The 2,690-nt window shown below is 75.8% G+C and carries 1 protein-coding gene; it reads left to right on the top strand.

The genetic code is table 11. The features are described 5' to 3' along the window. Positions 1-2,690 (top strand): type I polyketide synthase (locus ACFXA3_RS40505; protein WP_385196141.1); only part of this gene is annotated, 2,690 nt, incomplete at both ends.

Raw genomic sequence — 2,690 nt, 5'->3', positions numbered from 1 at the left:
GCGGGGGGGCCGGCGGGCCGCGGTGGGTGGGTCGCCGCGCGGGCGGGCGCCCCCGCGGGGGGGCGGGCCCCCCCGCGCGGGCGGGCCCCCCCGGTCCGCGGCCTGATGCGCTCGGCCCAGGCCGAGAACCCCGGCCGGATCGTGCTCGCCGACCTCGAACCCGGCACCACGGGGCTCACGGTGGATCCCGCCGTGATCCTGGCCGCGGCCGAGCCCGAGGTCGTCGTACGGGGCGGTGCGCTGTCCGCCCCGCGCCTGGTCCGCACCACCGCCCCCGCCACGGCGGACGAAACGGTCCGGTTCGACGGCGAGGGCGCCGTCCTGCTCGCGGGCGGCACCGGGACGCTGGGCCGCCTGGTCGCCCGCCACCTCGTGACCGAGCACGGCGTACGCGAACTCCTGCTGGTCGGCCGCCGCGGCCCCGAAGCCCCCGGCGCCGCCGACCTGCACGCCGAACTCACCGCCCTGGGCGCCGAGGTCACCCTCGCCGCCTGCGACCTCGCCGACCCGGACCAGGCACGCGACCTGCTCGCCCGGCACCCCGTGTCCGCGGTGATCCACCTCGCGGGCGTCCTCGGCGACGTCACCATCGGCTCGCTCACCCCCGAACTGCTCGCCGGGGCGCTGTGCCCCAAGGTCGACGCCGCGTGGAACCTCCACGAGCTGACCCGGGACCGTGACCTGACCGCCTTCGTGCTGTTCTCCTCGGTCGCCGGCGTCCTCGGCAATCCCGGCCAGGGCAACTACGCCGCCGGCAACGCCTTCCTCGACGCGCTCGCCGCCCGGCGCCGCGCCGAGGGGCTGCCCGGCCAGTCGCTCGCCTGGGGCCTGTGGGCCACCGAGGGCGACGGCGGCTCCGTCAGCGGCGACGGCATGGCGGAGGAGCTGAACAGCACCGACCTCCAGCGCATGCGCCGCTCCGGCATCGGCGCGCTGTCCGCCGCCGACGGCCTGGCCCTGTTCGAGGCCGCCACCACCGCGGCCGACGCCCTCCTGCTGCCGCTCGCCCTGGACCTCGCCGCCCTGCGCGCCGCCGAAGACCTGCCCGCGCAGTTCTCCGCGCTGGTCCGCCGGCGCGCCCGTACCGCGGCCCGGACCGGCGCCCGCGCCGCCACGCAGGGCGGGCAGCTCGCCGCGCTGCCGGAGAAGGAGCGCCGCCGCGCCCTGCTGGACCTCGTACGCGGCCAGGTGGCCTCGATCCTGGGGCACTCCTCCACGGCCGAGGTCGGTCCCGACCGCGCCTTCAACGAGCTCGGCTTCGACTCGCTGACCGCACTGGAACTGCGCAACCAGCTCACCACCGCGACCGGGCTGCGGCTGACCCCGACGCTCGTCTTCGACCACCCGAACGCCCAGGCCGTCGCCGAGCACCTCGACACGCTGCTCGCCGGCTCCGCCACCGTCACCGTCACGGCGGCCGCGACCGCGGGCCCGGCCGCAGGCGACGCGGACGACCCGATCGTGATCGTCGGCATGGCCTGCCGCTACCCGGGCGGCGTCCGTTCCCCCGAGGAGCTGTGGAGCCTCGTCGAGGACGAGGTCGACGCGATCACCGAGTTCCCCGTCAACCGCGGCTGGGACATCGACGGGCTGTACGACCCCGAACCGGGCACCCCCGGCAAGGTGTACGTGCGCCACGGCGGCTTCCTGCACGACGCCGACGAGTTCGACCCCGCCTTCTTCGGGATGAGCCCGAACGACGCGCTGACCACGGACCCGCAGCACCGGCTGCTGCTGGAGGTCGCCCACGAGGCGCTGGAGCGCGCGGCGATCGACCAGGCCTCGCTGAAGGGCACGTCGACCGGTGTGTTCGCCGGGATCATGTACCACGACTACACCGGCAACAGCGCAGCCGGCTCGCTCGGCTCGGGCCGCGTCTCCTACACGTTCGGCCTCGAAGGCCCGTCCGTGACGGTGGACACCGCCTGCTCGTCCTCGCTGGTCGCCCTGCACCTCGCGGCGCAGGCCCTGCGCTCCGGCGAGTGCCCGCTGGCCCTGGTCGGCGGCGTGACCGTGATGTCCTCCACGGAGACCTTCGTGGAGTTCTCCCGGCAGCGCGGCCTGTCCAAGGACGGCCGGTGCAAGTCGTTCTCCGCCGCGGCGGACGGCGCCGCGTGGTCCGAGGGCGTCGGCGTCCTCGTGATCGAGCGGCTGTCGGACGCGCGGCGCAACGGGCACCAGGTACTGGCCGTGCTGCGCGGCAGCGCCGTCAACCAGGACGGCGCGAGCAACGGCCTGATGGCGCCGAACGGCCCCTCCCAGCAGCGGGTCATCCGCCAGGCCCTGGCCAACGCGGGCCTGTCCACCGCCGACGTCGACCTCGTCGAGGCGCACGGCACGGGCACCACCCTCGGCGACCCGATCGAGGCCCAGGCGCTGCTCGCCACGTACGGACAGGACCGCGGCGACGCCGAGCCGCTGTGGCTGGGGTCCATCAAGTCGAACATCGGGCACACCCAGGCCGCCGCGGGCGTCGCCGGCGTCATCAAGGTGGTCCAGGCGCTGCGGACAGGCATCATGCCGAAGTCGCTCCACCTGGACGCGCCGTCGGCCCAGGTCGACTGGGAGGCGGGCGCCGTCCGCCTCCTGGACGAGGCCCGCAAGTGGCCCGAGTCGGACCGCCCGCGGCGGGCCGGCGTCTCCTCCTTCGGCATCAGCGGCACCAACGCCCACGTCATCCTGGAGGCCCC

This window comes from Streptomyces sp. NPDC059456 (assembly GCF_042750055.1).
Classification (GTDB): Bacteria; Actinomycetota; Actinomycetes; order Streptomycetales; family Streptomycetaceae; genus Streptomyces.
This window is presented reverse-complemented; position numbering and strand designations above follow the sequence as displayed.